General features: G+C 64.6%; 32 protein-coding genes and 1 pseudogene. 14 read left to right on the forward strand and 19 right to left on the reverse strand.

The annotated features are described in order from the left end of the window. Positions 1-187 precede the first annotated feature (187 nt). Entirely contained in the window at positions 188-538 is a 351-nt protein-coding gene (locus tag BRA1253DRAFT_RS04785; protein ID WP_007591698.1) for a zinc ribbon domain-containing protein YjdM, read from the forward strand. Between the two features lie 127 nt (positions 539-665). Here BRA1253DRAFT_RS04785 and BRA1253DRAFT_RS04790 read toward each other — a convergent pair whose 3' ends face one another. Together BRA1253DRAFT_RS04790 and BRA1253DRAFT_RS45045 are read right to left on the reverse strand one after the other, a co-directional pair. Next, entirely contained in the window at positions 666-1,583 is a 918-nt protein-coding gene (locus BRA1253DRAFT_RS04790; protein WP_007591700.1) for a DMT family transporter, read from the reverse strand. A gap of 80 nt (positions 1,584-1,663) precedes the next feature. Beyond that, positions 1,664-1,882 (reverse strand): nuclear transport factor 2 family protein, encoded by a 219-nt coding sequence (locus tag BRA1253DRAFT_RS45045; RefSeq protein WP_245285861.1) that lies wholly within the window; start codon positions 1,880-1,882, stop codon positions 1,664-1,666. Between the two features lie 354 nt (positions 1,883-2,236). Here BRA1253DRAFT_RS45045 and BRA1253DRAFT_RS04800 point away from each other — a divergent pair, with 354 nt between their 5' ends. Beyond that, positions 2,237-2,785: a bifunctional transcriptional activator/DNA repair enzyme AdaA gene (locus tag BRA1253DRAFT_RS04800; RefSeq protein ID WP_007591702.1), complete on the forward strand. Its 549-nt coding sequence runs from the start codon at positions 2,237-2,239 to the stop codon at positions 2,783-2,785. A 4-nt stretch (positions 2,786-2,789) separates the two neighbouring features. On the opposite strand, the gene BRA1253DRAFT_RS44310 is transcribed toward BRA1253DRAFT_RS04800, so the two are convergent. From BRA1253DRAFT_RS44310 to BRA1253DRAFT_RS04810, 3 genes are all read right to left on the reverse strand, one after another. Then, positions 2,790-2,936: a hypothetical protein gene (locus BRA1253DRAFT_RS44310; protein WP_007591703.1), complete on the reverse strand. Its 147-nt coding sequence runs from the start codon at positions 2,934-2,936 to the stop codon at positions 2,790-2,792. 249 nt (positions 2,937-3,185) lie between these two features. Then, positions 3,186-3,440: a hypothetical protein gene (locus BRA1253DRAFT_RS04805; RefSeq protein ID WP_007591705.1), complete on the reverse strand. Its 255-nt coding sequence runs from the start codon at positions 3,438-3,440 to the stop codon at positions 3,186-3,188. Between the two features lie 151 nt (positions 3,441-3,591). Beyond that, a complete protein-coding gene (locus BRA1253DRAFT_RS04810) occupies positions 3,592-3,795 on the reverse strand; it encodes a hypothetical protein (protein ID WP_007591707.1) in 204 nt (67 codons plus the stop codon). Positions 3,796-4,122: 327 nt separating this feature from the next. Here BRA1253DRAFT_RS04810 and BRA1253DRAFT_RS04815 point away from each other — a divergent pair, with 327 nt between their 5' ends. Continuing rightward, positions 4,123-5,433, forward strand: a complete 1,311-nt coding sequence (locus tag BRA1253DRAFT_RS04815; protein WP_007591708.1) for a hypothetical protein — start codon at positions 4,123-4,125, stop codon at positions 5,431-5,433. 10 nt (positions 5,434-5,443) lie between these two features. Here BRA1253DRAFT_RS04815 and pdxY read toward each other — a convergent pair whose 3' ends face one another. The 3 genes and pseudogenes from pdxY to BRA1253DRAFT_RS04830 all read right to left on the reverse strand — a co-directional run bounded on the left by pdxY (position 5,444) and on the right by BRA1253DRAFT_RS04830 (position 7,683). Beyond that, the gene (gene pdxY / locus BRA1253DRAFT_RS04820) at positions 5,444-6,256 is read right to left on the reverse strand and encodes a pyridoxal kinase (protein WP_007591709.1); all 813 of its coding nucleotides are present in this window, start codon (positions 6,254-6,256) and stop codon (positions 5,444-5,446) included. A 49-nt stretch (positions 6,257-6,305) separates the two neighbouring features. Next, positions 6,306-6,947: an FMN-binding negative transcriptional regulator gene (locus BRA1253DRAFT_RS04825; RefSeq protein WP_007591710.1), complete on the reverse strand. Its 642-nt coding sequence runs from the start codon at positions 6,945-6,947 to the stop codon at positions 6,306-6,308. A gap of 92 nt (positions 6,948-7,039) precedes the next feature. After that, positions 7,040-7,683 (reverse strand): annotated as a pseudogene (locus BRA1253DRAFT_RS04830) (TetR family transcriptional regulator). Positions 7,684-7,780: 97 nt separating this feature from the next. On the opposite strand from BRA1253DRAFT_RS04830, the gene BRA1253DRAFT_RS04835 reads away from it, so the two are divergent. Further along, positions 7,781-8,446, forward strand: a complete 666-nt coding sequence (locus BRA1253DRAFT_RS04835) for an O-methyltransferase (RefSeq protein WP_007591711.1) — start codon at positions 7,781-7,783, stop codon at positions 8,444-8,446. 184 nt (positions 8,447-8,630) lie between these two features. Next, complete coding sequence (locus BRA1253DRAFT_RS04840) at positions 8,631-8,975, forward strand: multidrug efflux SMR transporter (RefSeq protein ID WP_007591712.1); 345 nt, start codon at positions 8,631-8,633, stop codon at positions 8,973-8,975. Positions 8,976-9,041: 66 nt separating this feature from the next. Here the strand turns inward: BRA1253DRAFT_RS04840 and BRA1253DRAFT_RS04845 are convergent, their stop codons facing one another. Next, the gene (locus tag BRA1253DRAFT_RS04845) at positions 9,042-9,401 is read right to left on the reverse strand and encodes a hypothetical protein (protein ID WP_245285862.1); all 360 of its coding nucleotides are present in this window, start codon (positions 9,399-9,401) and stop codon (positions 9,042-9,044) included. A gap of 25 nt (positions 9,402-9,426) precedes the next feature. Then, the gene (locus tag BRA1253DRAFT_RS43395) at positions 9,427-9,606 is read right to left on the reverse strand and encodes a hypothetical protein (protein ID WP_035992796.1); all 180 of its coding nucleotides are present in this window, start codon (positions 9,604-9,606) and stop codon (positions 9,427-9,429) included. A 139-nt stretch (positions 9,607-9,745) separates the two neighbouring features. Here BRA1253DRAFT_RS43395 and BRA1253DRAFT_RS04855 point away from each other — a divergent pair, with 139 nt between their 5' ends. After that, positions 9,746-10,024 (forward strand): DUF3551 domain-containing protein, encoded by a 279-nt coding sequence (locus tag BRA1253DRAFT_RS04855; RefSeq protein ID WP_007591714.1) that lies wholly within the window; start codon positions 9,746-9,748, stop codon positions 10,022-10,024. A gap of 19 nt (positions 10,025-10,043) precedes the next feature. On the opposite strand, the gene BRA1253DRAFT_RS04860 is transcribed toward BRA1253DRAFT_RS04855, so the two are convergent. From BRA1253DRAFT_RS04860 to BRA1253DRAFT_RS04870, 3 genes are all read right to left on the reverse strand, one after another. Continuing rightward, on the reverse strand, positions 10,044-10,322 hold the full coding sequence (locus tag BRA1253DRAFT_RS04860) for a hypothetical protein (protein WP_007591715.1): 279 nt from the start codon (positions 10,320-10,322) through the stop codon (positions 10,044-10,046). A 174-nt stretch (positions 10,323-10,496) separates the two neighbouring features. Then, positions 10,497-11,507: an SH3 domain-containing protein gene (locus BRA1253DRAFT_RS04865; RefSeq protein ID WP_007591716.1), complete on the reverse strand. Its 1,011-nt coding sequence runs from the start codon at positions 11,505-11,507 to the stop codon at positions 10,497-10,499. Positions 11,508-11,669: 162 nt separating this feature from the next. Further along, the gene (locus tag BRA1253DRAFT_RS04870) at positions 11,670-13,592 is read right to left on the reverse strand and encodes an FAD-binding monooxygenase (RefSeq protein ID WP_007591718.1); all 1,923 of its coding nucleotides are present in this window, start codon (positions 13,590-13,592) and stop codon (positions 11,670-11,672) included. A gap of 103 nt (positions 13,593-13,695) precedes the next feature. On the opposite strand from BRA1253DRAFT_RS04870, the gene BRA1253DRAFT_RS04875 reads away from it, so the two are divergent. Both BRA1253DRAFT_RS04875 and BRA1253DRAFT_RS04880 read left to right on the forward strand, forming a co-directional pair. Further along, the gene (locus tag BRA1253DRAFT_RS04875) at positions 13,696-14,160 is read left to right on the forward strand and encodes a MarR family winged helix-turn-helix transcriptional regulator (protein WP_007591720.1); all 465 of its coding nucleotides are present in this window, start codon (positions 13,696-13,698) and stop codon (positions 14,158-14,160) included. A gap of 120 nt (positions 14,161-14,280) precedes the next feature. Next, positions 14,281-14,709, forward strand: a complete 429-nt coding sequence (locus BRA1253DRAFT_RS04880; protein WP_007591722.1) for a hypothetical protein — start codon at positions 14,281-14,283, stop codon at positions 14,707-14,709. A 6-nt stretch (positions 14,710-14,715) separates the two neighbouring features. Here BRA1253DRAFT_RS04880 and BRA1253DRAFT_RS04885 read toward each other — a convergent pair whose 3' ends face one another. After that, entirely contained in the window at positions 14,716-15,333 is a 618-nt protein-coding gene (locus BRA1253DRAFT_RS04885) for a L,D-transpeptidase (protein WP_198288227.1), read from the reverse strand. 355 nt (positions 15,334-15,688) lie between these two features. On the opposite strand from BRA1253DRAFT_RS04885, the gene BRA1253DRAFT_RS04890 reads away from it, so the two are divergent. From BRA1253DRAFT_RS04890 to BRA1253DRAFT_RS04905, 4 genes are all read left to right on the forward strand, one after another. Further along, positions 15,689-16,714 (forward strand): hypothetical protein, encoded by a 1,026-nt coding sequence (locus BRA1253DRAFT_RS04890; RefSeq protein ID WP_007591726.1) that lies wholly within the window; start codon positions 15,689-15,691, stop codon positions 16,712-16,714. A gap of 373 nt (positions 16,715-17,087) precedes the next feature. Next, positions 17,088-17,318: a hypothetical protein gene (locus tag BRA1253DRAFT_RS04895; RefSeq protein WP_007591727.1), complete on the forward strand. Its 231-nt coding sequence runs from the start codon at positions 17,088-17,090 to the stop codon at positions 17,316-17,318. Between the two features lie 92 nt (positions 17,319-17,410). Next, positions 17,411-17,800: a hypothetical protein gene (locus BRA1253DRAFT_RS04900; protein WP_007591729.1), complete on the forward strand. Its 390-nt coding sequence runs from the start codon at positions 17,411-17,413 to the stop codon at positions 17,798-17,800. A gap of 110 nt (positions 17,801-17,910) precedes the next feature. Beyond that, entirely contained in the window at positions 17,911-18,162 is a 252-nt protein-coding gene (locus tag BRA1253DRAFT_RS04905; RefSeq protein ID WP_007591737.1) for a hypothetical protein, read from the forward strand. A gap of 28 nt (positions 18,163-18,190) precedes the next feature. Here the strand turns inward: BRA1253DRAFT_RS04905 and BRA1253DRAFT_RS04910 are convergent, their stop codons facing one another. The 5 genes from BRA1253DRAFT_RS04910 to BRA1253DRAFT_RS04930 form a co-directional block, all read right to left on the reverse strand. Continuing rightward, positions 18,191-18,376: a hypothetical protein gene (locus BRA1253DRAFT_RS04910; RefSeq protein WP_007591738.1), complete on the reverse strand. Its 186-nt coding sequence runs from the start codon at positions 18,374-18,376 to the stop codon at positions 18,191-18,193. Positions 18,377-18,552: 176 nt separating this feature from the next. Next, complete coding sequence (gene minE, locus BRA1253DRAFT_RS04915; RefSeq protein WP_007591739.1) at positions 18,553-18,834, reverse strand: cell division topological specificity factor MinE; 282 nt, start codon at positions 18,832-18,834, stop codon at positions 18,553-18,555. Continuing rightward, positions 18,831-19,646: a septum site-determining protein MinD gene (minD, locus tag BRA1253DRAFT_RS04920; protein WP_007591740.1), complete on the reverse strand. Its 816-nt coding sequence runs from the start codon at positions 19,644-19,646 to the stop codon at positions 18,831-18,833. The genes minE and minD overlap by 4 nt, the downstream gene beginning before the upstream one ends. A 19-nt stretch (positions 19,647-19,665) precedes the next feature. Then, on the reverse strand, positions 19,666-20,364 hold the full coding sequence (minC, locus tag BRA1253DRAFT_RS04925; RefSeq protein ID WP_007591741.1) for a septum site-determining protein MinC: 699 nt from the start codon (positions 20,362-20,364) through the stop codon (positions 19,666-19,668). A 235-nt stretch (positions 20,365-20,599) separates the two neighbouring features. Further along, positions 20,600-21,616: an ABC transporter substrate-binding protein gene (locus BRA1253DRAFT_RS04930; RefSeq protein ID WP_007591742.1), complete on the reverse strand. Its 1,017-nt coding sequence runs from the start codon at positions 21,614-21,616 to the stop codon at positions 20,600-20,602. Between the two features lie 101 nt (positions 21,617-21,717). Here BRA1253DRAFT_RS04930 and BRA1253DRAFT_RS04935 point away from each other — a divergent pair, with 101 nt between their 5' ends. Both BRA1253DRAFT_RS04935 and BRA1253DRAFT_RS04940 read left to right on the forward strand, forming a co-directional pair. After that, positions 21,718-22,365, forward strand: coding sequence for a TetR/AcrR family transcriptional regulator (locus BRA1253DRAFT_RS04935; RefSeq protein ID WP_007591743.1), 648 nt, complete (start codon positions 21,718-21,720; stop codon positions 22,363-22,365). A gap of 84 nt (positions 22,366-22,449) precedes the next feature. Next, on the forward strand, positions 22,450-23,220 hold the full coding sequence (locus BRA1253DRAFT_RS04940) for an ABC transporter permease (RefSeq protein WP_035994923.1): 771 nt from the start codon (positions 22,450-22,452) through the stop codon (positions 23,218-23,220). The last annotated feature ends 5 nt before the right edge of the window (positions 23,221-23,225 follow it).

A 23,225-nucleotide genomic window follows, 5' to 3' on the forward strand; every position in this document is an offset into this window, starting at 1 on the left:
TGCGCAGCGACGTCGAACCGACGCAGCCGCAAAAATCCCGGACCTCGATACCGCAGATTTTTTCCTGAACTCCTAAATTTCCAAGGGTTCCCCAAGGACTGAAAGCCATGGTAAAGGATTTGCTCCCAATCCATCTTTTTCCGGCGGAAAGCGTGCGGCGCGCCCGTGACGGGCGACGAGGCGAACGATGACCGACGCGATGAAATGCCCGACCTGCAACTCCGAGCACGCCTATCAGGATCGCGGCCTCTGGGTCTGCCCGGAATGCGGCCATGAATGGAGCGGCACGGCGGAGGCCGCCGCGGATGCCGCGCAGGAGGCCGGCGTGCGCGATGCCAACGGCAATGCGCTCGCCGATGGAGACAGCGTCATCGTGATGAAAGATCTCAAGGTCAAGGGCTCGTCCTCCGTCGTCAAGGGCGGCACCAAGGTCCGCAACATCCGCCTGCAGGACGCCACCGACGGCCACAACATCGCCTGCAAGATCGACGGCATCGGCGCGATGAATCTGAAATCGGAGTTCGTGAGGAAGGCGTAAGCCGAGCCCCCGGACTCGCCAGGGCAAATCCGCTAGCGAACGCGCCGAGCGGCTCGGGCGGGAGCTGACCTGTCGCGGCGTCAAGTTTACCGCCATCGAATGGTAAGCGCCGTGCGGAGGCCGCAATCTATCGCTGCCGCTGCGCCAGATAGAATCCGCACAGCACCGTCACCAATCCCGCCGTCTGCAATAGTGTCGGTGGCTCGCCGAGCAGGAGCCAGCCGGCGAGCACCGTCAGCGCCGGCACGCAGGCGGGGACAACGGCGGCGCGGGCCACGCCGAGGCGTTGGACCGAGACGGCGAACAGATAAAGCGCAGCGGGACCTGCAAGCACGCCCTGCGCCAGCGCCTGAATGGCGTTCTCACCGATACCGATCGCCGCGATCCGCGCGAGCCCGCCGGTCATGAGGTAGATCGGCAACAGCAGCAGCGACAGCACGTTGATGACGAGCGCAGCCGACACGGCGGAGACACGCCAGTGGCGCAGCAGCGCGCCGAAACCTGCGAACATCAATCCGGTCAGCACGAAGGTCAGATCGCCGAGCACGCCGTCGACGCCGATATGGCCGATCGATTCCGCGCCGATCACACCGAGCCCGCCGACGATGACGACAGCGCCGGCGATGCGCGACGCGGAAACATGCTCCTTCAGGAACAGGGCCGCGAGCAGCAGGCCGCCGAGCGTCGCACAGGAGGGCTGGATCACGCTGCCATGGCCGAGCGGCACGAACAGAAAACCAGTGTAGGAGATCAGCGACATCACCGGGCCGCCGAGCACCATCAGCACAAGGCCCCTGCCCCAACCGATGCCGCAGAGATCGGAGATTCCGCCGCGTACCACCAACGGCAGGAATGCGATGCCGGACCAGACATAGCGATGCACGAGCAGATCGACCGGCGTGAAGCCGACCTTGAGGCCGTGCCGCGTGCCGGCGAAGCCAAGCGCCCAGAACACCGCCGCGGCGAGGCCGCAGAGCACGCCGACAAGGGCCGGCGCCTGATCGTTCCTCCGAATGAGAGCGTCGGCGCTCGTTCGCTGATCCATGGAGCATGCCTTATGTCAGCAAGCGACGAGGCTCAACCCATGCGGTTGCAGGGCTGGCACGCGGCGGAAAATATGCCTGCTCATCGAGCCTCCTCGCCGAACACCATCCGCCATCTCTTGCGCGTGTCCACGTATTCCCGCACCTCGCGGATCTTGTCGCCGGCCACCGTGAACACGAAGCTATAGTCATTCTCGTAACGCGCTCCCCCGGCAAGTGTAGCGCGCATCCGCTCCTCCACGATCACGACATCGCCGTCGGCATAGACGCCGCGAAAGCCGATATCGATCCCGGAGAACATCCTGTGCATCTCCTGCGATGAAGCGCGCGATCGCTTGCGCGCGGATCATGTGGTCGGTGTAATCGAGCGCGACCGCGGTGGCGTTGCCCTTCGGCGCGATCCACTCAGCGTCGTCGGTGAACAGCGCGGCGATGCGCATCGAGTCGCATACTGAAACAATCTTCCAGGCGTTGAGGACGGTGTCTTTCGGGCTGGTCACGCCGGGCTCCAAGACTGGCATCGCAGGGGGGCTTGCGTCGAGGGCGGCTTTCTAAGCCGCCCTGCCCATCGCGGCTCGCCGCAATCGGACTCGGTCATCCCGCGGCCCTTTCGCCTGCGCGGCCATGCGCTATCATCAGGCCATGCTGAGCTTTGATGTCTGCAATGCAGCGCGCCTGCGCCGCGATCCCCGCTGACGGCCGCTTCTTCACGGCGGTGAAGACCACGGGCATCTATTGCCGCCCGGTCTGTCCGGCCAAGCAGCCGCTGACGCGCAACGTCTCCTACTATCCGTCAGCCGCCGCGGCCGAAGCCGCAGGCTTCCGCCCTTGCCTGCGATGCCGTCCCGAGACCGCACCGTTCTGCCCGGCCTGGAACGGCACGCGCTCGACGGTCGCACGCGCGGTGAAGCTCATCAATGAGGGCGCGCTCGACGAGGATTCGGTGGTGTCTTTCGCGATGCGGCTCGGCATCTCCTCGCGTCATCTGGCGCGATTGTTCGAGCGTCACGTCGGCACCACGCCGCAGCAGCTTGCGAAGACGCTGCGCGTCCAGCGCGCAAAACGCCTGCTCGATGCCGGCGATCACACGATGACTGACATCGCATTCCAGGCCGGCTTCGGCAGCCTGCGCCGTTTCAACGCCGCCTTCGCAGAGCTCTACGGCCGCTCGCCGTCGAGCCTGCGCTTATCGAAGCATGCGTAGCCCGTCAGAAAAACCCGGGGCTGAGATCGAGCCCGTATGTCAGGCTGAGCACGAACACGAACAGCGCGGCAGCTGCGAACAACGCGAGATGCCTGAGAATGAACGCGCGCGGCGAGACGCTTGCAACAACGGCTTTCTGTGCAATGGGCATGACTACTCCATTATGAAAAATGATTCTTGGCTGCTCAATAAGCCGCGGCCGCATCAAGCGCTCCGATCTGCAAAGCAACTATTAAAGAGATCACACTCGCTTTGAACGGCCGTACACAAGTGGCACGTGATCATCACTCGCTGCGCCAAAAAAAAGACCGCGCTCCCGAAAGGGAACGCGGTCCGGGCAGGCTCGGAGAAAACGAGCCTGCATCACGTTGACTTGATGTTGGCTAGTGGCGCCCCCAAATCAGCGGGCGCTGCCCGTCGTGACATCAGCGGTCTTCATCTTGCGCGGCGACAGAACGCGGGTCTGGTGGACCGAAGCGATCGTGGTGGGCGCCGAGGCCTGCTGCTCGACATGCGCGGCACCGAGCACGCGCACCTGCATCGGGGACACCGGAAAACCGTTGGCCTCGTAAGTCGGCAGCTCGGCGGCGAAAGCCACGGTGCTGCCAGCGATCGTCAGGATGGCGGCGGCGATCGACAGAGTCTTCTTGTTCATGGGTGATGCTCCTGAATGAAACGTTCGGAGCACATCTAAGCGCATTTTGCTGCATTGCGACATGCACTGCTGCAACGCAACAACGCGCCGAGTGCATGGCAATATGTTTAATGCGCGCCCCGGCGCGACATGACGCTGTTATGAGCGGCGGTCAGCCGCCGAGCACATGACCCCAGCCGTCGAAAACGTAGTCCTTCCAGATCACGGTTCCGTCACCGCCTGGCCGGCTGGCCCGCCTGAAATCATCGGCCTGCTCAGCGCTCCAGGTGATGATCGTATCGGAGAGCTGGTCGTGCAGGATGGCGGGCTCGGTGGGGTCGAAGGCGTCCATCGGACGAAGCGAGGAGTGCGTCATGGGCGCCTAACGCGCCGACCGTGACAAGGTTGCGCAACGTGTGGGCGAAACACCCTTACGCCGGCCGGCGCCAAAATATTCGTCTTTATCGAATTTTCTACACCGCCCGCGCGCAAGCGCCGGTGGAACCGCGGAACCCGCGTTGCCGCCGCGCAACACCTGGTCGAAAAGCCCGCTTTCGCCGAATTGCGCCATTGCGCTGCCACACCGTCCCCCGAACAATCGGCGCGCGGCGTGCCTTTTCGTGCAAGACTGTTTGGCCAAGACTGTCTGGTCAGACTGTTCGGAGAAGACGAGGTTCAATAGAACCGTTTGGAGGCAGGGATCATGAATGATCGGCGGTCTCTTCTGGTGGCGGTCTCCTGCCCCTCGGCGGTTCTCGCCGGCTGGCTGGCGCTCTCTTTGTCCGCCTACGCCCCTGCCCTGATCGAAAACAGCGGCGCCAATGCTTCTGCCGTCTCGCGCGCAAAAGATCTTGGTCGGCTCGACCTCGCCGACATCCCGCACGCTGCGGCCATCGAGGACGGCGTCGCCCTGACCGCGGATATCGCCGCCGCGGTCGCTGCGACACCAAGCGCGGTCACCGCTGAAGCGGCAGCGCCCGAGGCGCCAGTTCCGGCCATCAAGCTCGCCTCGGCCGACCCAGTGCTGATCTTGCCGACCGAAGCGCCACTCGCGCCGCAGATTTCGCCTGATCCGACACCAATCGCCAGCGAGGTTGCTCCGGCTCCGGCGCCGGAGCCCGTGGTAAAGCTCGCATCCGCCGATCCCACCGAGATCGTGACGACCGAGGCGCTGTCGCCCGCGACGATCGCGACCGGCCCCGCGCCCGCGGCGAGCAAGGCCTCGCCGTCTGCGGACACGACCGCGGTGCTCGACGAATGCTACGTCATGGAAGCCTGCATCGACCGCTATCTCTGGGCGCTCTACCAGCGCACGCCCAAGGAAGACTCGATCAAGGTCGAGGATCGCCGCGCCGTCACCGTCAAGCGCAAGGGCAAGATGGTGACCGTGATGCGCAGCTTCACGAAACTGGTCGACGAGGACTTTGGCTGGAAGGATCCGAAGGCGGCCGACCGCGCCGGCATGTCGATGATGGACTACGTCATCGGCGGCATGGACAAGAGTTTCAAGAAAAAGCTGTTTCGCACGTTGCTCGCGGCTGAGGCTGCCGGGCTTTCGCCGGGTATCACCAGCGCGTTCCGCGACGACTATCGCCAGTCGATCGCGAGCGGCTTGAAGGCCGCCTCCGACCGCTCCTATCACGGCGGCAGCACGCGCGGCGGCTACGGCCACGGCATGGCGGCCGACATCGTCAGCACCAAGGGCGACAACCGCGCGCAGCGCTGGGTCTCGACCGAGGTGCTGTGGAAGTGGGTCGATGCCAATGGCAAGGCGCTCGGCATCGGCCGACCCTATCTCGGCCGCGATCCCCCGCATGTCGGCCCGGTCGACGGTACGGAATATGTCTCGCGCCGAGGCACGTCGGACCGCAAGGAAGCCAACGTCAAGCCGAGGAAAGCGCGGGCCGTGGCAAGTGCAAAGCTGCCAAAGGCGAAGGCACAGGCGACGCGCGAGCAGAAGGTCCCCGCGAAGCCGCAGAAATCAGCGCAATCGGCCGCGAAGCGCGCGACCTGAGTATGACGGCTTACCGTCCCGGCGTCGGCAGCGGCACGAGCCGCATCTCGGCGGCGCCGGCCTCCTGCGTGCGCACCAGCACTGCAAAGATGGTTTCGACTGCGAGCCGCACCGCCGCCTCGGTCGCAGTGTCCTTGGCCAGATGCGCCGCGATCAGGCCGGTGAGGAGATCGCCGGTGCCTGAGGGGCGGATCGGCAGGCGCGGCGTCGCAAAGCGCGACAACTGACCGTCGGCGCACAAGATCGTTTCCACGTGCCCTTCCGCCGTATCAGTGAGCGTGCAACCGGTGGCGACCACGTCAATGCGGCCGGTCCCGGCCAGCGTCGCGCACGCAGCGCGCAGACCCTGCGCATCCGAGATGTCGAGGCCCGCGAGCAGCCCGAGCTCGAACTGGTTCGGCGTGGTCAGATTGGCGGCGGGCAGCAGCCGGTGCCGGACCACATCCAGGATGCCGTCCGCGACATAGACCCGGCCATCATCGCCGATCACGGGGTCGCAGAGATAAACCAACTTTGAATTGCGGGTCAGCGCCCGCTCGACGAAATCGGCAATGACAGCGGCATTGCCGGGCGAACCGAGATAGCCGGTGACGAGGACCGCGGCCTCGTCGACAAGATCGCGCTCCTCGACGCCTCTCAGCAGATCTGCAACGAGCTCGGTCTCCAGCACCCGCCCGCGCAGGGTCGGATAGCGCGGATGGTTCGACAGCAGCGTTGTCGGCACCGCCGCGACATTCACGCCCTCCGCCTGCATGGCATAGGCGGCGGCGCTGTTGCCGACATGGCCGTGGACCACCTGGCTTTGAATGGAGATGACGAGCATGAAAGAGGTCCGTAGGGTCAAATGCCGAAGGGCGCAAGAGTAGCCCGGATCACGAACCGTGATACCCAAGCCCGGGCCGCAAAGCCTGCATCTTCCGCGCCAGCCGCCGATGCCCGTTCTCCTCCGACCGCGCCAGCCGGTCCACGACCGCGACATGATCCACATCACTTTTGTGCTGGTTGAGCTTGGCCTGCCCCTCGACGGTATCCACCACGAGATCGATGACGCGAATGGCGGCCAACATGGTCTCGCGCTTGTCTGGCTCCATCTGTGTCAGGTCCCAGGGCGCCTTCGGCATTCGCGCTTCGGCGACCGCGAGCAGCGCATCGCCGTGCCCGCGGTTCTCATCGAGCCCGCGCAGATGCGCCACGCCTGACAGGTGTACGGCCTCGTAAAGCCAGGTCGAGACGTTGTCGCGCGAAGAATACCAGTCATTGGAGATGTAGGCGTCGTCGCCGGCAACGATCAGCAGGAAGCGCCGCGTGCCGTCCGCGAGCGGAACGAGCGGATTCCTGGCGGTGAGATGGATCTGGACGATCGCACGCCCCTCGCGTTGCTCCAGCACGAACGGCACATGCGAGGCGCGCGGGCCGCGCTCATCCGCCGCGACGATCATGCCGAAGCCGCGCTGGCTTGCGAATTCCAGCGCTTGCTGCTCCTCGATGCGGAATTGGGGGCGGAGGACATGCATGGCGGGGCGCTCGTCGACAGGCTGGAGGACAAACCGAGGCTAACTCATGATCCAGTCAAGTCGGAAACGATATTGGCCCGCAAACGCGGATGTCAGGAATGACTTCGCCGCCGCGCAAGCTCATCGATATAGGCGCAAAACATGTCGGCCATTGCGTTCGCATGACGCGCGATCTCCGCCTCGTTGCGCGGTGTCTCCGAGAACTGCTTGCCAACCTCGCTCAGCGTCGTCTTGATCAGCTCGCCGGCAAGCTCCCGCGTCGCATCCGGCGCCTCGGGCAAGGCCTCCCGCATGAAGGCCGCGAGGATGCCCTTACCGGCGGCCCGCGCGTCGTGTGCTTCGGGCGCATCGCGATAGAGCGGCGCGGCGTCGCTGAGCGCCGTGCGGATCGCAGCCTCCTCGCACTCGGAGCGGATGAAGGCGCGGACCAGCGCGCGCAGTCGCACCAGTGGCGGTTTCGCCTGGTCCGCCAGGATGCCGCGCAAGAGTTCGCTCGTGCGCCGCCACTCCTCGCTCTGGAGGCGGAACAGGATCGCCGCCTTGTTCGGAAAATATTGATAGAGCGACCCGACGCTCACCCCGGCCCGCTCGGCCACCCGCGCCGTCGTGAAACGCTGCGCCCCTCCTTGGCCAGGACCTGAACAGCCGCGTCCAGAATGGCCGCCACCAGCTCGTTCGAGCGGGCCTGCTGCGGCTGTTTTCGTGTGGAAACTGAACGGCTTCGGCAATCGGCCATGGCGCCCTCGAGCAATGCGAATAGCGAATGCGACGAATTAGTCGTATTTCCATTGTCACGCAAGCACTCGCCTCGCGGCGACATCTGGAGACGACACATGACCATCCCGACCATCACATCACTTGCGCCACTGCTCGATCGTCTTTTCGACCAGGACGAAGCGGCGCGCGGCGCGATGCGAGCCGCCTTCGCCGATGTGACCGACGCCGACCGCGCACGGATGATGCGGAGCAAGACCGCTTACCGCGACCTCTACGGGCGGCTGAAGGACGCACCGCTCGCGGTCTCCCGCGAGACCGGTCACCTGCTTTACATGCTCGCACGCAGCTCCCGCGCCAAAGCGATCGTCGAGTTCGGCACCTCGTTCGGCATCTCGACCCTGCACCTTGCCGCGGGCTTGCGCGACAATGGCGGCGGCCGCCTCATCACCACCGAATTCGAACCGTCCAAGGCGGCCCGGGCGCGCGAGAACCTCGCGGCCGGCGGGCTGCTGGACCTCGTCGAAATCCGCGAAGGCGACGCGCTGAAGATGCTTCGAGTCGATCTGCCTGATACGATCGATCTCGTGCTGCTCGACGGCGCCAAGGCGCTCTACCCCGATATCCTGGATCTGGTCGAAGGCCATCTCCGGCCGGGCGCGATCATCGTCGCCGACAATGCCGACGACAGCCCCGACTATCTGGCGCGCATGCGCAGGCCCGGAAGCGGCTACATGTCCACGCCCTTTGCCGAGGACGTCGAACTCTCGGTGCGGATCAACTGACACCCCGCCACATCGAGCAAGCGCGACCCCAATGGGCCGCCGCGCAAACCATCGCGCGGCGGTTTCGTGCCGCGCTCCGCCGTGTCGCAGGCTCGTCACTGACACGTGATAGCTGGACCCGGGCAAACGTCATATTCCCCGTACCGCGCGGTATCTTTCTTTGCACAACACGCCCGAGCCCGTGATGACTTCCGCCTTCAATGCCTACGCAGCGCTTGCCCTCGCTATCGTCCTCGAGGTCACGGCGTCCGCCTTCCTCCAGCAATCCGTGCAATTCACGCGGCTGTGGCCGACACTGGCGATGGTGCTGTTCTATGTCGCCTCGTTCTACGCTCTGTCGGTCGCGATCCGGGTCATCCCCCTGAGCATCGCCTATGCGATCTGGGGCGGGGTCGGCATCATCCTGACTGCAACGGTCTCCTTCGTGCTGTTTCGCCAGATGCTCGACGCTGCGGCCTTCGTCGGCATCGCGCTGATCGTGTCCGGAGTCGTGGTCATCAACCTGTTCTCGGCGAGCACGGTGCATTGATGCCGGCAAGCACGGTGTTCACCGGCAGGCCTTGCTTCGCGACGCCCTGCGGCAGCCGGCTCCCGCCTACTGGCTTTGCGACGGCTTGGGAGCACGCGGCCCGGATCGCTTTGTGCCAGGCTTGGCCGCAGCTCGCGGGGACGCCGTATCGACGGATTCCAGATAGGCGGCAAGCGCCCTGGCTGTGTCCGAACTGGTTGCGTAATGGTCCTTCAGGAACCAGGACAGCGTCAGGTTGAAGCGCCCCTTGGCAAGGCCGCGGGGGCTGCGATGGCAGGTCGCGCAACCATCGGCGAAAAGCTTTTGCGGCGACTTGCCGGCATCGAGATTTTGCGCGGCGGAAAATGTCGTCGTCAGGACGGCCGCGGCTGCAAGAGTCACTAGGGGCGTGATCAGGTCGCGCCCCGGTCGAAAGTGCGAAATCAATGTCGTCCCCTGCCCCGTCTTGCGGTCAGGCCGCCAATAGCTGATCGAATTCGGGCGGCGCGTAGGCCTTGCCGTCCTGGTCGGTGATGACGACCTTCCACCCCTCGCTTGCCCAAACCTTCGCCTTCGCCACGATGAGCAAACGGCTCTCGCGGGCAAAACTGCACTTCTCGTTGTCGCGTTCTGCGACCATCTTGTAGGCCAATGCGCATCCCCTTGCGTTGCCCCTGCACCCGCTCTCGTCGTGGCAGCGGGCTTTGGCGGCAATTCGCCGGGAGCGTGGCAATTTGATGCCATCCAAGGCAGCATTGTGCCTGGTTCCGGCCGAACGATGGAGATGGATCGTGCGCCGCATCATGAATGCGATTCTGCTTGTAGCGGGCTGGCCTGGTGCGGGCTTGCTCGGCGTGACGCCGACAGCCGCGCAGACCTATGATCCCCGCCATCCCGTCTGCATCGAGATCTACACGATCGACGGCCGCAGCATCGATTGCAGTTTTGCGACAATCGCGCAGTGCGCCGCGACCGCCTCCGGGCAGTCCGCCCAGTGCTATGCCAATCCTTATGCCACGCCGAGCCGGCAGCTGAGCCCGGTTCCGTCGCCGCCGCGACGAAGCCGATAGCATCAGGTCTGCGCTCCGATCAGTGGACGCGAATGATATGGGGACGGCCGAGATCAATCAGCCCCTGCACCGCCGAGAGGCGGTCATCGAGGGCTGCGATGGTCAGCAACAAATTGTTGCGGCGTTCGTCGAGAAGGCCCATCTCGGCGCCGGAGAGTTTGGTGCTCGATCGCTCCTTGTGAATCACCTCGAGAGATTGGCGCAATCCGGCAATCAGGCCGGACAGCTGCTTGGCTTCCTTGGTCATCGACCGCTTCGCGACATTATGGCGGCGCGCCTCCGCTTGGTTCTGTCTCATCGTCGTCATCCTCCCGTGCCCCGCTGCCCCGAGTGGAATGCTTACAGCTTTGAGTAGACATATTACGATCGATGAAATCTGCCCGCGAAGAAGCTTCTTAAATTGTACGCGCACGGAACCCGGTCCGCCCCGAGCAGAAAGCCCGGCGCGAGGGCCGGGCTTTCTTTGGCAACTCTAGTGCTTTTGGTGCCCGCCACCGGGACCGCCGGCCGGCGCACCGCCGCGATGCGGCGCGGCGTTGATGTGAGGAGCGCCGCCGCCACCGCCATGAGGCATCGCAGGCGCAGCCGCGCGCGGCGCCGGCATCTGGGCATGAGCATTCATCGGCGAGCCGTGGCTCACATTGGGCTGGGCCACATGCGGCATCGCAGGCCGGCTTGCGGGAGCGGCTGAGACACGCGGCGCCTCGTGTGCGCGTGCCATCGGTTGCGCAGGAACAGCCGCGCGGTGTGCGGCCTGCTCGTGCATGATGCGGGCTTGTGCATCGCGCGGATTGCGGCTCTGAAGATTGGTCCGCTCATGCGCGATGCGGTCGCTTCGTCCCGCGCGGGCCCGGTCCGTCGTCACCGCAGTCTCGCGCCTGGCGATCGCGGCGTCGTGCCGTGAAGTCGCGGCATCACGGCCCGAGACCGCGGCCGCGCCTCTAAGGCTTTCCTTCGCATTTTCCCTTGCACTTTGCTTGGCATTCGCACCGTTGCGCCCGAGTGTGACTGCCGCATCGCGCGTTGCCGCGCGGCCGATGCGAGCCGCGCGCGGATCGATCGTCATCCGCATCGCGTCGCGCTGATGCGAAGTCCAGTAGCTATTCCAGTGGGCATGCCGCCGATACCAGGGCCGCCCCTGATAATAGCTCGACCAGTACGAGGTCAGCACGAAGGGGACGATCGGCACGTCGATCTCGTCGACATAGTCTGGGAGATAGACGTAGTGATTGCGGTAGAGATATTCGAGATATTGCGACGACACCCAGCCGCGGTCATCCGAGAAGCTCACGTCGCACCAAGCGTTGCCGCGCAGGCAACCATGGATGTCGACGCGGGCGCCCTCGGGGATGCGATCGACCAGCGGAAAGCCCGGACCCGGCCCGGCGCGCAGGCCGGTCGAGACGGTGACCATGCCCGGTGCGGCCAGCGCGGCCGTCGGGGCAAGCAGCAATGCGGCTAACAACACGCTTCGGAATTTCATGGCGTAGTCCTCCTCTTTCGAGTCGGAACGCGCCAGCGGAACGGGCGTTCCGCGTACGAAGGTCTCATTCGTCGAAAGATCGAGACCGATGCCGCGCGCGGTTCAATATTCATTGGCTGTTCATCGACACCGCGCGCAGAGAGGGTGTGCGCTGCCGTCCCGTCAGTTCACTTGCTGCATAAAACCGTCGAAGTACGCAGCAAGCGCAGCAAAATCATCGAGCGGCAGCACGGTCGCGACATACTGATCCGGCCGCACCACGACCATGCAGCCGGCCTTGCGATCGATACCGCGCATGGTGAAAACGTCTTGACCATTCTTGAGGTCCGGACAGAACATCTTCTCGTAGTCGATCAGGCCGTACCGGCCCTTGCGCGGAAGCAGAAGCGCGGGCATCGCCTCCATGGCGAGCTCGCGATGATCCTGCTGGAAGACCGCCCGCAGGTCGATCACGCTGTCGATGTCGGCGGCCGCTGGCGTGTAACGCCGGACCGGCGACTCCCGGGCGTCGGAGAGAAAACTGCACAAGGCGCGAATGGCCGAGCCGGCTGCTGCCGGATCCTCAGCGCCGGAGAAAGCGTAGATGCGGAAGCGGCCATCCGCCGGCGCGGCGTGACCGAGATGCACCGGCTTGGCATCCGCAAGCCGGATCACCGGTGCGGAATGAAAGCGCGTGCCGATGACGAAGCCTTGCGCGAGATGCTGGTGGGACGTCGCTCCGGTCAGAACCGACGGGCGGTAATGCGTCGCCGTGCCCGCGGTGTAGCGACCGTGCCTCACGAAATAGTCCTGCGTCCTGGCGGCATCGGCGCCGCCGGCCTTGGCGGCGGACGCGAGAATTCCCGCCCATTCGCGGTCGAAATCGATCAGCTCTTTCGCAACCGCCTGGCGCTCGGCCGAATAGGAATGCAGCAGGCTCGGCGCAGACTGCTTCCGCAAAACGGCAGCGAGCTTCCAGCCGAGATTGAAGGCGTCCTGCATCGAGACGTTCATGCCCTGCCCCGCCTTCGGGCTGTGGGTGTGGCAGGCATCTCCGGCGATGAAGATCCGCGGCAGACGCGCTGCGATCTCGGTCTCCGGCACGTCGTCGAACTTGTCGGTCAGGCGCTGGCCGATCTCGTAGACCGACCACCACGCGATCTCCTTCACATCGAGCATATGCGGCTTCAGGATCCGCTGCGCCTTCGCGATCACGTCATCGGCGGTGATGTTGCGATTGGCGACGCGCTCGCCGACGTCGAGCTTGGCGAGCTCGACATAGAGGCGGACCATATAGCCGCCCTCGCGCGGAATGAGCAGCAGGCTGCCGTCCTTCGCCGACTGGATCAGGGCCTTGAAGCGGATGTCGGGAAAATCGGTCACCGCCAGCACGTCCATGACGCCCCAGGCATGATTGGCGGAATCGCCGAGCAACTCGCGACCGATCGATTTGCGCACCATGCTGCGGGCGCCGTCGCAGCCGACGACGTAGCGCGCCTTGATCGTCTCTATCTTGCCCTCGTTCTCGGGGTCGACCCGTTCGAGCCGCGCCGTCACGGCATGGTCGGTGGGCCCCGCGGAGGGATGGACCTGAAGGTCCAGCAGGCGCCGGCTGTAATGGGGCTCGATCCTGGCCGGCGCTTTGCGCATGACGTCGAGAAAACCGTCATGGATGCGCGCCTGGTTGAGAATGACGTGCGGGAATTCCGACAAACCGTCCTCGACGTCCTGCACCCGGCCGCTGCGGACGATGTTTTCCGGCATCCGCTCGTCCGGCTTCCAGAACGTGGTCTCGTTCACCCAACAAGCTTCCTTCAGGACGCGCTCGCTGAATCCGAAGGCGTGGAACATCTCCATGGTGCGGCATGCGATGCCATCGGCCTGCCCGACCAGCAAGCGATCCGGCTTCTGCTCGACGATGCAGGTCTTGATGTCAGCAAACTGCGCAAGCTGGGCAGCGAGCGTCAGGCCCGCAGGGCCACAGCCGACGATGAGGACATCGACCTCGTCAGGAACGCCCCCCGTTGCGCCCGAAGCCTGAATGCGCGCGGCGGGATCGGCGATTTCAGGGTCGCCCGGCTGAAATCCATTGAGATGGAATTGCATGAGCACCTCTCCCGGAAACGTTCTGTTTGGATATTGCTCAGTATGCTGACTATCAGTATACTTGTCAACGATCCCGGCCGTCCTGCCCCAACGGAGAAATTCGGTGAAAGACAACAACGACATGCCCGGACATCTGGCGCGCCGGTTCCAGCAGATCGCGGTGGCGGTGTTTTTGGCCGAGGTCGGCGATGCCGGATTCGACCTCACGCCGGTGCAATACGCCGCGCTCGCGACCATCAAGGCCAACCCGGGCCTCGACCAGGTGACGCTCGCAGGATTGATCGCCTACGACCGCACCACCATCACCGGCGTGATCGACCGCCTCGTGCAGAAGGGGCTCGCGGAGCGCCGCGCCTCGCGCCGCGACCGTCGTGCCCGCGAGCTCGAGATCACCGACGAAGGCCGCCGCACGCTGCGCAAGATCACGCCGGCCGTCGAATCCGCGCAACGCATCATGCTGCGCGGCCTCAGCGCGAAAGAAAGTGAGGATCTGATGCGGCTGTTGCACAAGGCCATCGCCGCCGGCAACGAGCTCAGCCGCGCCCCGCTGCGCGAAGCGCAGGCCTAACCCCGTAATTGTACCGGTCGTTGTCGCAATGTCGCGAAACCTGGAACTAACCTTCGGCTGTTAGGGTCCGCCGCATTCGGCGTTTAACGCGCGATTAACTTTGCCGGTCTGGAGTTTCGGATGTTCAGGTTCCTCATTGCGGCGGCGGCCATCGCGCTCTCGACCGCTCCGGCGCTCGCGAATGGCCATGGCGGCGGCGATGCCCCTCCTCCGCCGAAGCCCGCGACCTCACCGGCGAAAGTCATCCTGACCAAGCAGGGCCCCACGCTCGTCGACCTCAACGGCATGACGCTCTACTATTACGAGCGCGATACCACCGGCAAGACGTCGAACTGCAACGGCAAATGTGTCGAGAGCTGGGTGCCGCTGCCCGCAACGGCCGATGCCAAGGCGGTCGGCGACTTCACCGTGATCAACCGTAACGACGGCAGCAAGATGTGGGCATATCGCTATCGCCCGCTCTACACCTCGCCGGCCGACAAGGCGCCGGGCGAGGCCAATGGCAATGCCACGACGCTGCAATGGCGCATTGCCCGTCCCGAGAATTAGGGCGACCTACCCGCGCCAGCTGGGCTGCGCTTCGACTTGCGCGTTCTGTCCGGGCGGCAGCACCACGACCGTTGAATTGAGCTTCACCCGGTCATAGAGATCGATCACGTCCTCGTTGCGCATCCGGATGCATCCGGACGAGATCGCCTGCCCGATATATTCCGGCTGGTTGGTGCCGTGGATGCGGTAGAGCGTGTCCTTGTTGCCGGCATAGAGATAGATGCCGCGCGCACCCAGGGGATTGGCGGGACCGCCGGGCACGCGCGCCGGATAGGGTCCGAGCCGCGCCTGGATGTCCGCCGTCGGAACCCAGTCCGGCCACTCCGCTAGACGACCGACCCGCGCGACACCGGAGAACGCCATGGCTTCCTCGCCGACCGCAACGCCGTAGCGAATCGCCTTGCCGTCGGGCAGCACGAAATAGAGATAGCGCGCATCGGTATCGACCAGAATCGTGCCCGGCTGCTCCTTGCGCGGATAATCGACGATATGACGAAGATATTGCTCGGGCACGTTCGCTTGCGCGTACGGCGTATGCGCGAGTAACTGCCGGTCGCGCGGCGTCATGCTCGCGTCCGTCGATGGCGAAAGCGTTGTCTGCATGCAGCCGCCCAATGGAAGCATGGCAACAACGAATAGAACGAATAAGGATCTTGGCACCGCCGGCCCCGATAGCGATAGCAGCACCCCCAGCAACACCAGATGCTGCCAAAATCGTGCTGAAAACAAGGCATTGTGGAACACGTACGCGTGTTTTCTGAGGCGGGTTCCATCACCACAAAGGGCGCAAGAGCGTCGCACAGTCTCCATCCCCTCGCCTTGCTTTGGTCAAACCCGGCTGGACTCGTGCGTCATGGCTTGGGCCTCGGGGAATTGGACGGGCTCACCTCAACGGATCTGCTCGCGCGAATGCGGACGGCCAACACTTCAACTACTCAACGCCCGGGCTTCAAAACACCCGGGCTTCAAAGGAGCTGCGATGCTCGCGACGCTGAACTCTCGGCAAATCGTCGATGAGATCGTGAAGGACACGGTCACGAACAACGACCCGCACGACGCGGTGCAGATTTCGCCTGACATTGTGCTGGCCTCGCGCCCTCTCAGCGTCGCGCCCGCGCTCGCGCCTGAGATCACGGCCCGTCCGGAGCCGAAAATAGATCCGGCGTTCACGCTGAAGTCCAGAATGAATCCGGAGCCGAAGTTCAGTCCCGTCGCGGAGCCGCAGGCGGCAGCGCCCTCGGTCGACACTGCCGTGCGCGTCGCGGCCGGTGATGGTCTCAGCCGGCAGAAGCGCTCCTCGGCTGGCAAATGGCTGCGCGGCGCGTTCGTCACGATGCTGTTTGCGGGCGGAAGTGCGGCCGCCACTATCGCTTGGGAGAAACACGGCGACACCGCAAGACAGATGCTCGCCGAATGGACGCCGGTATTGGCGTCGCTGCTGCCTTCGACCTCGCAGACGGCACCGGTCGCCGCCGCGCAGGCCGCGCCACCTGCGGACCAGGCCGCAACGGATCAGGCCGCAACGGATCAACCGACAGATCAATCTGCGGCTCCGCCCGCAACCCAGGTTGCAGCAGCGGTGCCCACGGCAACACAATCCGATCCTGCACAATCGGTGCAGTCGATGACGCGCGATCTCGCCGCGATGGCGCAACAGATCGAGCAGCTCAAGGCCAACATCGCCGAGTTGAAGGCCGGGCAGGAGCAGATGGCACGCGAGATGACGAAGCCGCCCGCGCCGAAGCCGGTGGCCGATGCTAAGCCGCGCGTCGATCCGCGCGCGCAAATGTCCGTGCTGCCGCCGCGGCCTGCGACGGCGCCGGTTCGCAAACCGAAGCCGGTCGTGTCGCACACCTACATGCCGGCTTATTCGCCCGCGCCGCTCGCTCCGCCGCCGCCGTCGCAGGCTGCCGCGGTCCCACCGCCAGCTGCGCCTGTGACGACGACGCAAGCCGTTGCCGACGACGATGGACCTGTCGTGCGCCCGCCAATGCCGCTGCGCTGAACGATCGTCACGCGAGGACACGACGCGTCGCGCCAGCGATGGTGTCCGAGTCGATGTGGCGTGTTGAATCCGGGTGACTACGGGGAAGCGATGCTTCCATCGTTTCCCATGAAGAGAAAAGGCCGTCGGGATCTATGCCGGCGGCCTTCTCTTGCAGCTGCCGGTTCCCGGAGCCCGGTTCTGCTGCAATTCCATGCCTGATGATCACGCCGACATATTTAATAAAATCTTAACACGCTTGAATGCTGCACATCATTTCTGCGCCATAAGCACAGAGATTGCGCGCGCCTTTCATTCGATAAACATCGACTCAGTGGTACCATCAGTCATGTGTTGAAAGCCGAAGCTCAATTCGTCACACCGGGGAATTCGGATGCCTTACTATTCCTTCGATCTCGTGGTTGGTGAAGAGTTCAAGAACCAGGGCGGTATCATCCTCGAAGACATCGAGGTCGCCTCCGATCGCGCCGTCCAACTGGCCACCGAGCTGTCGCAGGTGAAGCCCGAGTTGCAAAGCAAGGGTTGCGCTGTGCGCGTCACCGACCGCGATCACAAAGAGGTCTATCGCACGCCGCTTGATCCGGTGCCGGCCTGGCGGCGCTAGCTCGCCGGCCGTCTTCGCGGCCGCACGCTATCCCCATTGCGGAGCGGCGCGGCAGCCGCTAGCCTTCCCGAAAATTCGGGGAGGTACCAAGGATGCGGACTGGTTTTCTGATGACGGCCCTGTTGCTGCTGGCGGCGCCGGCCCAGGCGGCCGACCATCCACGTTCGACCTATGTCACGCTGGTCTTGCAGGCCTTCGCCGCCAAGGTCGAATGTCCCGGGACCGATATCGTCTACCAGGATCTGGTGCAGAAGGCGGAGCAGATGCAGCTGCCCGAAGGCACCACCGAGAAGGTCCGCAAGGCGATCGCCTGGATGCACACCGGCGGCAAGTTGGGCGAGAAGCAGGACGACGATCTGATGGCCGAGGTCGCGGTGGCCACCCAGGCGACCGACCTCAACCAACGCCGCCTCGGCATGCCCAGCTGGTGCGAGGCCCAGAAGACCAACCTCGCCGGCCTGATCCGCAGCAAGGGCGGTTAGCGCTCATCGCGCGGCGTTAAGCACGCTGTGCCGGAACTTTTGCTTCGGCCAATAATCGTCACAATCCTCGCCAGCATGCGGCTCTCTTCGAATTCGAACAGGGGAGCCCCATGCGGATCAACCATGTCCTCCTTACCGTCGCGTTTGCCCTCGCAACGGTGACGACCGCGCCCGTGCTGGCGAAGAATTCCGACGCCCAGAAGGGCGAGGACAAATCGACCTCGTCCTCATCGTGTAGCGCCTATCAGCAGGCGCCGGACGGCTCGTGGGAGCCGCTCCCCTGCAAGGAGACCGGCGAGCGCTCACAGCCGCAGACGCAGCATCGCACGTCGCCGCAGGGCGCCGACCGCGGGGAGCGTTGAAGGCGGGGAACCTTGACGCGCGAGGGTGTCAGCTCTGGTGCGGACCGCGGATGATCTTCATCGCGTCGGCGATGTGACGCCACTCTTTGGCCTCATCGCCCTCGCCGCGGTCCTCACAAGCCCTGGCCTGTTCGGCGGCCTTCGCGATCGCAGCAAAACCATGCTGTTCCAGCATCTGGCGCGCGACGGTGTGGACCTGGACCTCGGTCATCATGGGCGTTCTCCCGTTTTGACGAAACCGCGGTGCATCGCGCCGCCGCGGGTTTTCACAACGATTGAGCCCTGACCTCGTTCCGCAGCGTTCCCGTCGGCGCGCAAAAAGGCGGCCCGCTATGCCCAGCGGACCGCCTTTTCACCCACCCCAAATTTGAAGCGTCGCGGCCGAGGTCCCTAGCCGGCCGCCGCGCGCTTGCGTTCGAAATCGTTGGGCACCTCGATATCGACCTCGAGGGTCGAGACCTCGTCGCCGCGATCGAGCCGGACGATGACCTTGGTCGGGTCCAGCGTGACGTGCCTGGAAACGACCGCGAGGATTTCCTCACGCAGCACACCGAGCAGGTCGGGCTGGCCGCGCAGTCCGCGTTCATGGGCAAGCAGGATCTGCAACCGTTCGCGTGCGACGGGTGCAGAGGCCTTGTTGCCGCGGAGAAGCCGAAGCAGACCCATGCTCATGCGGCCCTCCGTCGCAGCAGGCGGTCCATGAAGCCCTTGCGCTCGGTCGGCACCTGCATCGGCACGGTGTCGCCGCACAGCCGGCGGGCGGCGTCGATATAGGCCCGCGCCGGTGCGCCTTCCGCGTTCGACAGCGTCACGGGCGTGCCGACGTTGGAGGCGCGCAGCACGTCCTGGCTCTCCGGGATGATGCCGAGCAAGGGTGTTGCAAGAATTTCGAGAATGTCCTCGATGGTCAGCATCTCGCCGCGCGCCGCGCGCGAGGGATCATAGCGGGTAATGAGAATGTGCTTCTCGACCCGCTCGCCCTTCTCGGCCCGCACCGTCTTCGAATCGAGCATGCCGATGATGCGATCGGAATCGCGCACCGAGGAGACTTCGGGATTGGTGACGATCACGGCTTCGTCGGCAAAGCGCATCGCCATGGAGGCGCCGCGTTCGATGCCGGCCGGGCTGTCGCAGATCACCCAGTCGAAACGGCTGCGCAGATCGTCGATGACCTTGCCCACGCCCTCTTCGGTCAGCGCGTCCTTGTCGCGGGTTTGCGAGGCCGGCAGCAGCCAGAGGTTCTCCAACCGCTTGTCCTTGATCAGGGCCTGCGGCAGCTTTGCGACGCCCTGCACCACGTTGATGAGGTCGAACACGACGCGGCGTTCGGCTCCCATCACGAGGTCAAGGTTGCGCAAGCCGACGTCGAAATCGACGACCACGACCTTTTCGCCGCGTTGCGCGAGCGCAGCCCCCAGTGCGGCGGTCGTCGTGGTCTTGCCGACGCCCCCCTTGCCTGACGTCACGACCAGTACCTTGGCCATCTCTGAAATCTCCTTCTGGTCAGTTCAGCGCAGTAATTCGCATGGTGTTGCCCTGGAGCCAGGCCTGAGCCGGCTTGCCGCGCAGGGCCGCGTCGATATCGTCGGCGGTCTGGTAAAAGCCATCGATTGCAAGCAGTTCGGCTTCGATCTTCTGACAATAGATGCGTGCGCTCGTGTGACCGTTCACGCCCGCCATGGCGCGGCCGCGTAGCGCGCCGTAGATGTGGATGGAGCCGCCGGCGACGACTTCGGCGCCGGAGCCGACCGAGCCGAGAATGGTGACGTCGCCTTCGGGGAAGATCACAGTCTGGCCCGACCGAACGGGGCTTTCGAGCAGCAAGGAGGTCGGCTTGGTCTCGACCTTCGCCTCAACCTTCTTGGGAGCGCTCGGTTCGATGACGCAGCTCCGCCCGCCCGAAAGCAGCGGCGGCATCATGGGGGTCAACCGGCCCTCCTCCACGCCCTCGATCCCGAGCACGCGAATGTTGCGGTCCTGAAGGCTGGTGAGCAGATGCCCGATGCCGGACTGGCTGAGATCGACCGAGGACAGGTCGATCACCACGGGGCGGCCGGCAAAGAAGCCCGGCGAGCGCGCGATGGTGGTGTCGATCTCCTGCAGCCAGTCCTGGATGGGAACCGTCGGCACGAACACGAAGGCCACATAGGAGCGCCCGCGCAGGCGAACCATTTGGCGTTGAGGTTTTACTGCAGCCTCCATAGCGGCCGACTCGTTCCCTGTTATTGAATGGTTAACGATGCCGCCGATATGGTTAATGGCCGGTTAATTTCTCCGTGGGGTTACGTGCCCGTCCCAACTGTCATCGGCCGCGAAAGCTGGCGATCCAGGACTCCGAGACGGTTGTGGGTCAATCGACAGGGCGCGGCGTACTGGATGCCCCGCTTTCGCGGGGCATGACACCGGTGTGTGGGGCGGCGCGACGGCTCTTCGCCCCCTACTTCTTCACCTTGCTCGCATCCATCTTGACGGCGGGATCGAGCATCTTGGTCGTGAACGCCGTCGTGACGTCGAACGGCTTTTCCATGCCGAGATAGGTCTGGACCAGTTCGTAGTCCTTCTTCATCCGCTCGCCGTCGATCCAGCCGAGCGCCTTCGTCGTGGTGAACTCATCCGTCATCAAAAACTTGATGCGCTCCCACTGGCGCTCCTGGTTCTCCTTGTCGAGACCGGAGACCTGGTCGAGCAACGCCTTCAGGCAGGGTGCGGCGTCGGCGACGCAGGTCGCAAAGGCCTTTTGCGTGACGCGCACGAACTCCTCGACCAGCTTGGGATTCTTCTGCAGATAGCCGCCGTTCACGATCAGCGAATTGCCGTAAGGGTTGAGCCCGATGTCCTTCCAGTTGACGTAGCCGAGATCGCTTCCGAACTCGATCACCTTCAAATCGTGCTCGTTGTAGAAGTCGCTGATGATGTCGACGGTATGGCTCTTCAGCGCGGCGATCTTCGCGGTCGGCCCGACATTGACGAAGCCGACAGAGTCGGGTGCAAGCCCTGCAGCCTTGGCGAAAGCCGGCCACATCACGCGCGAGGCGTCCCCGGGCGGATTGCCGATCTTGTGGCCGGCAAAATCCTTCACCCCGTTCACGCCGTAGCTCTTCAGCCAGTAGAAGGTCTGCCCGGTGTTGGCGTAGACGCTCATTACGGCAACAGCGTCAGCGCCCTTGCTCTTCGCCACCAGCATGGTGGCGAGATCGGCGACGCCGAAGGGCGAGCCACCGGAGCCGACCTTTGCGGCGGAGACGCCGGAGCCCTTGCCGACCTCGATGGTCAGATCGATGCCCGCCTTCTCGTACCAGCCTTGCGCCTTGGCGTAATAATAGGGCGAGTGATCGGCCGTCGGCGCCCAGTTCAGGATCAGATTGACCGCTTCGCCCGCGGTCGCGGGCACGACTGGTGATCCGAGCATCAGGGCCACAGCCAGGGCCGAGCCCGCCGCCTGCAAACGCTTCATCGCATCTCTCCTCGTTGCCCGCGACCCGGCTTGTCGCTCTCCCCCTGTGAGGATACCAATGCAACAAGGCCGCCCTCAACTTGTCAACTGTTTGGTTGGAAATGCCCGCAAAACGTTCAGGCGACACCGTGCCGCAGCGGCGCGACCCGGTCGCCACACGCAAGAAGCTGCTCACCGCGGCGCGCGAGGAGTTCGCCCGGCACGGCTTTGCCGGCGCCCGCGTCGACGAGATCGCGGAGCGCGCCGGCGTCAACAAGCAGCTCGTCTACCATTATTTCGGCGACAAGGACGCGCTCTATCTCGCCGTGCTCGAATGGGTTTACGCCGATATCCGCGAGCAGGAACGCCAGCTCAATCTCGAAGGCCTGCCGCCGGAAAAGGCGATCCGGAAACTGATCGAAGCCTCGTTCGATTACCTGGCGACGAACCCCGATTTCATCGTGCTTCTGAACGACGAGAACCGCGGCGGTGCCCGCCACGTCCGCGGCTCGACGCGGCTGGAGGCGATGCATTCACCGCTGGTGAAGAGCGTGTCCCACATCCTTCACGAGGGCGTCCGCGCCGGCATGTTCCGCAAGGGAATCGACCCGATCCAGCTCTATATCTCCATCGCGGGCCTCAGCTATTTTTATCTCTCCAACACACCGACGCTCTCGGCGATCTTCGGCAAGGACCTGTCGAGCCGGGCCGCGCGCCGCGCCCGCCGTCGGCACGTCGCCGATCTCGTGCTGCATTCGCTCCGGCCGTAATCAACCAACTGGTTGAAACTTCCCTCGATGCCGGTTAGGCTTGCGACCAGCGGCAAGGTGGCCGCTGGCAACAGGGAGCAACTGGTGGCAGGAGACGGCGCCCGCAATACGCGCAGCTTTGCGATCGTCCTGATCGTGCACCTCGCCGTGCTCGTGCTCTGGCAGGTCCTGGTCGATGCCTTCCACGTGCCGAAGTTCATCCTGCCCTCGCCGCTCGCGACAATCCAGACGCTGGGAACCGCGAGCTACGCCTGGGGCGCCAATACGCTGGTGACGGCGATCGAGATCCTCGGCGGCTTTGCGCTCGGCGCATTCGTCGGCGTGGCGCTGGCCGTCATCTTCAGCTGGGCGCCGCTGATCAGCCTCGTGCTGCTGCCGCTGTTCGTGACGCTGAACATGATCCCGAAGGTCGCGCTCGGCCCGCTCCTCATCGTCTGGTTCTCCTACGGCATCGTGCCGAACATCCTGATCGCCTTCAGCATCTGCTTCTTCCCGATCCTGCTCACCACCGCGCGGGGCTTGCGCGAGGTCGAGCCGGATCTGCTCGACCTGGTCAAATCGCTGCGCGGCTCGCGCTGGACGCTGTTCCGCAAGATCCAGCTGCCGGGATCGCTGCCTTACATCTTCTCCGGCATGAAAGTCGGCGCCATCCTCGCGGTCGCCGGCGCCATCGTCGGCGAGTTCATCGCCTCCGAGCGCGGGCTCGGCTACCTCATGATCCAGGTGCAGTCATCGCTCGACACGCCCGCGATGGTGATGGCCGTCGTGCTGCTGACGCTGCTCGGCGTCGCGCTTTACGGCTTCGTGCTCGCCCTCGAACGCATATTCGTGGTCGGTGACGCAACACCGACCTGAAACGT

Origin of the sequence: Bradyrhizobium sp. WSM1253, from assembly GCF_000244935.1 — a bacterium.
GTDB classification, from domain to species: Bacteria; Pseudomonadota; Alphaproteobacteria; order Rhizobiales; family Xanthobacteraceae; genus Bradyrhizobium; species Bradyrhizobium canariense.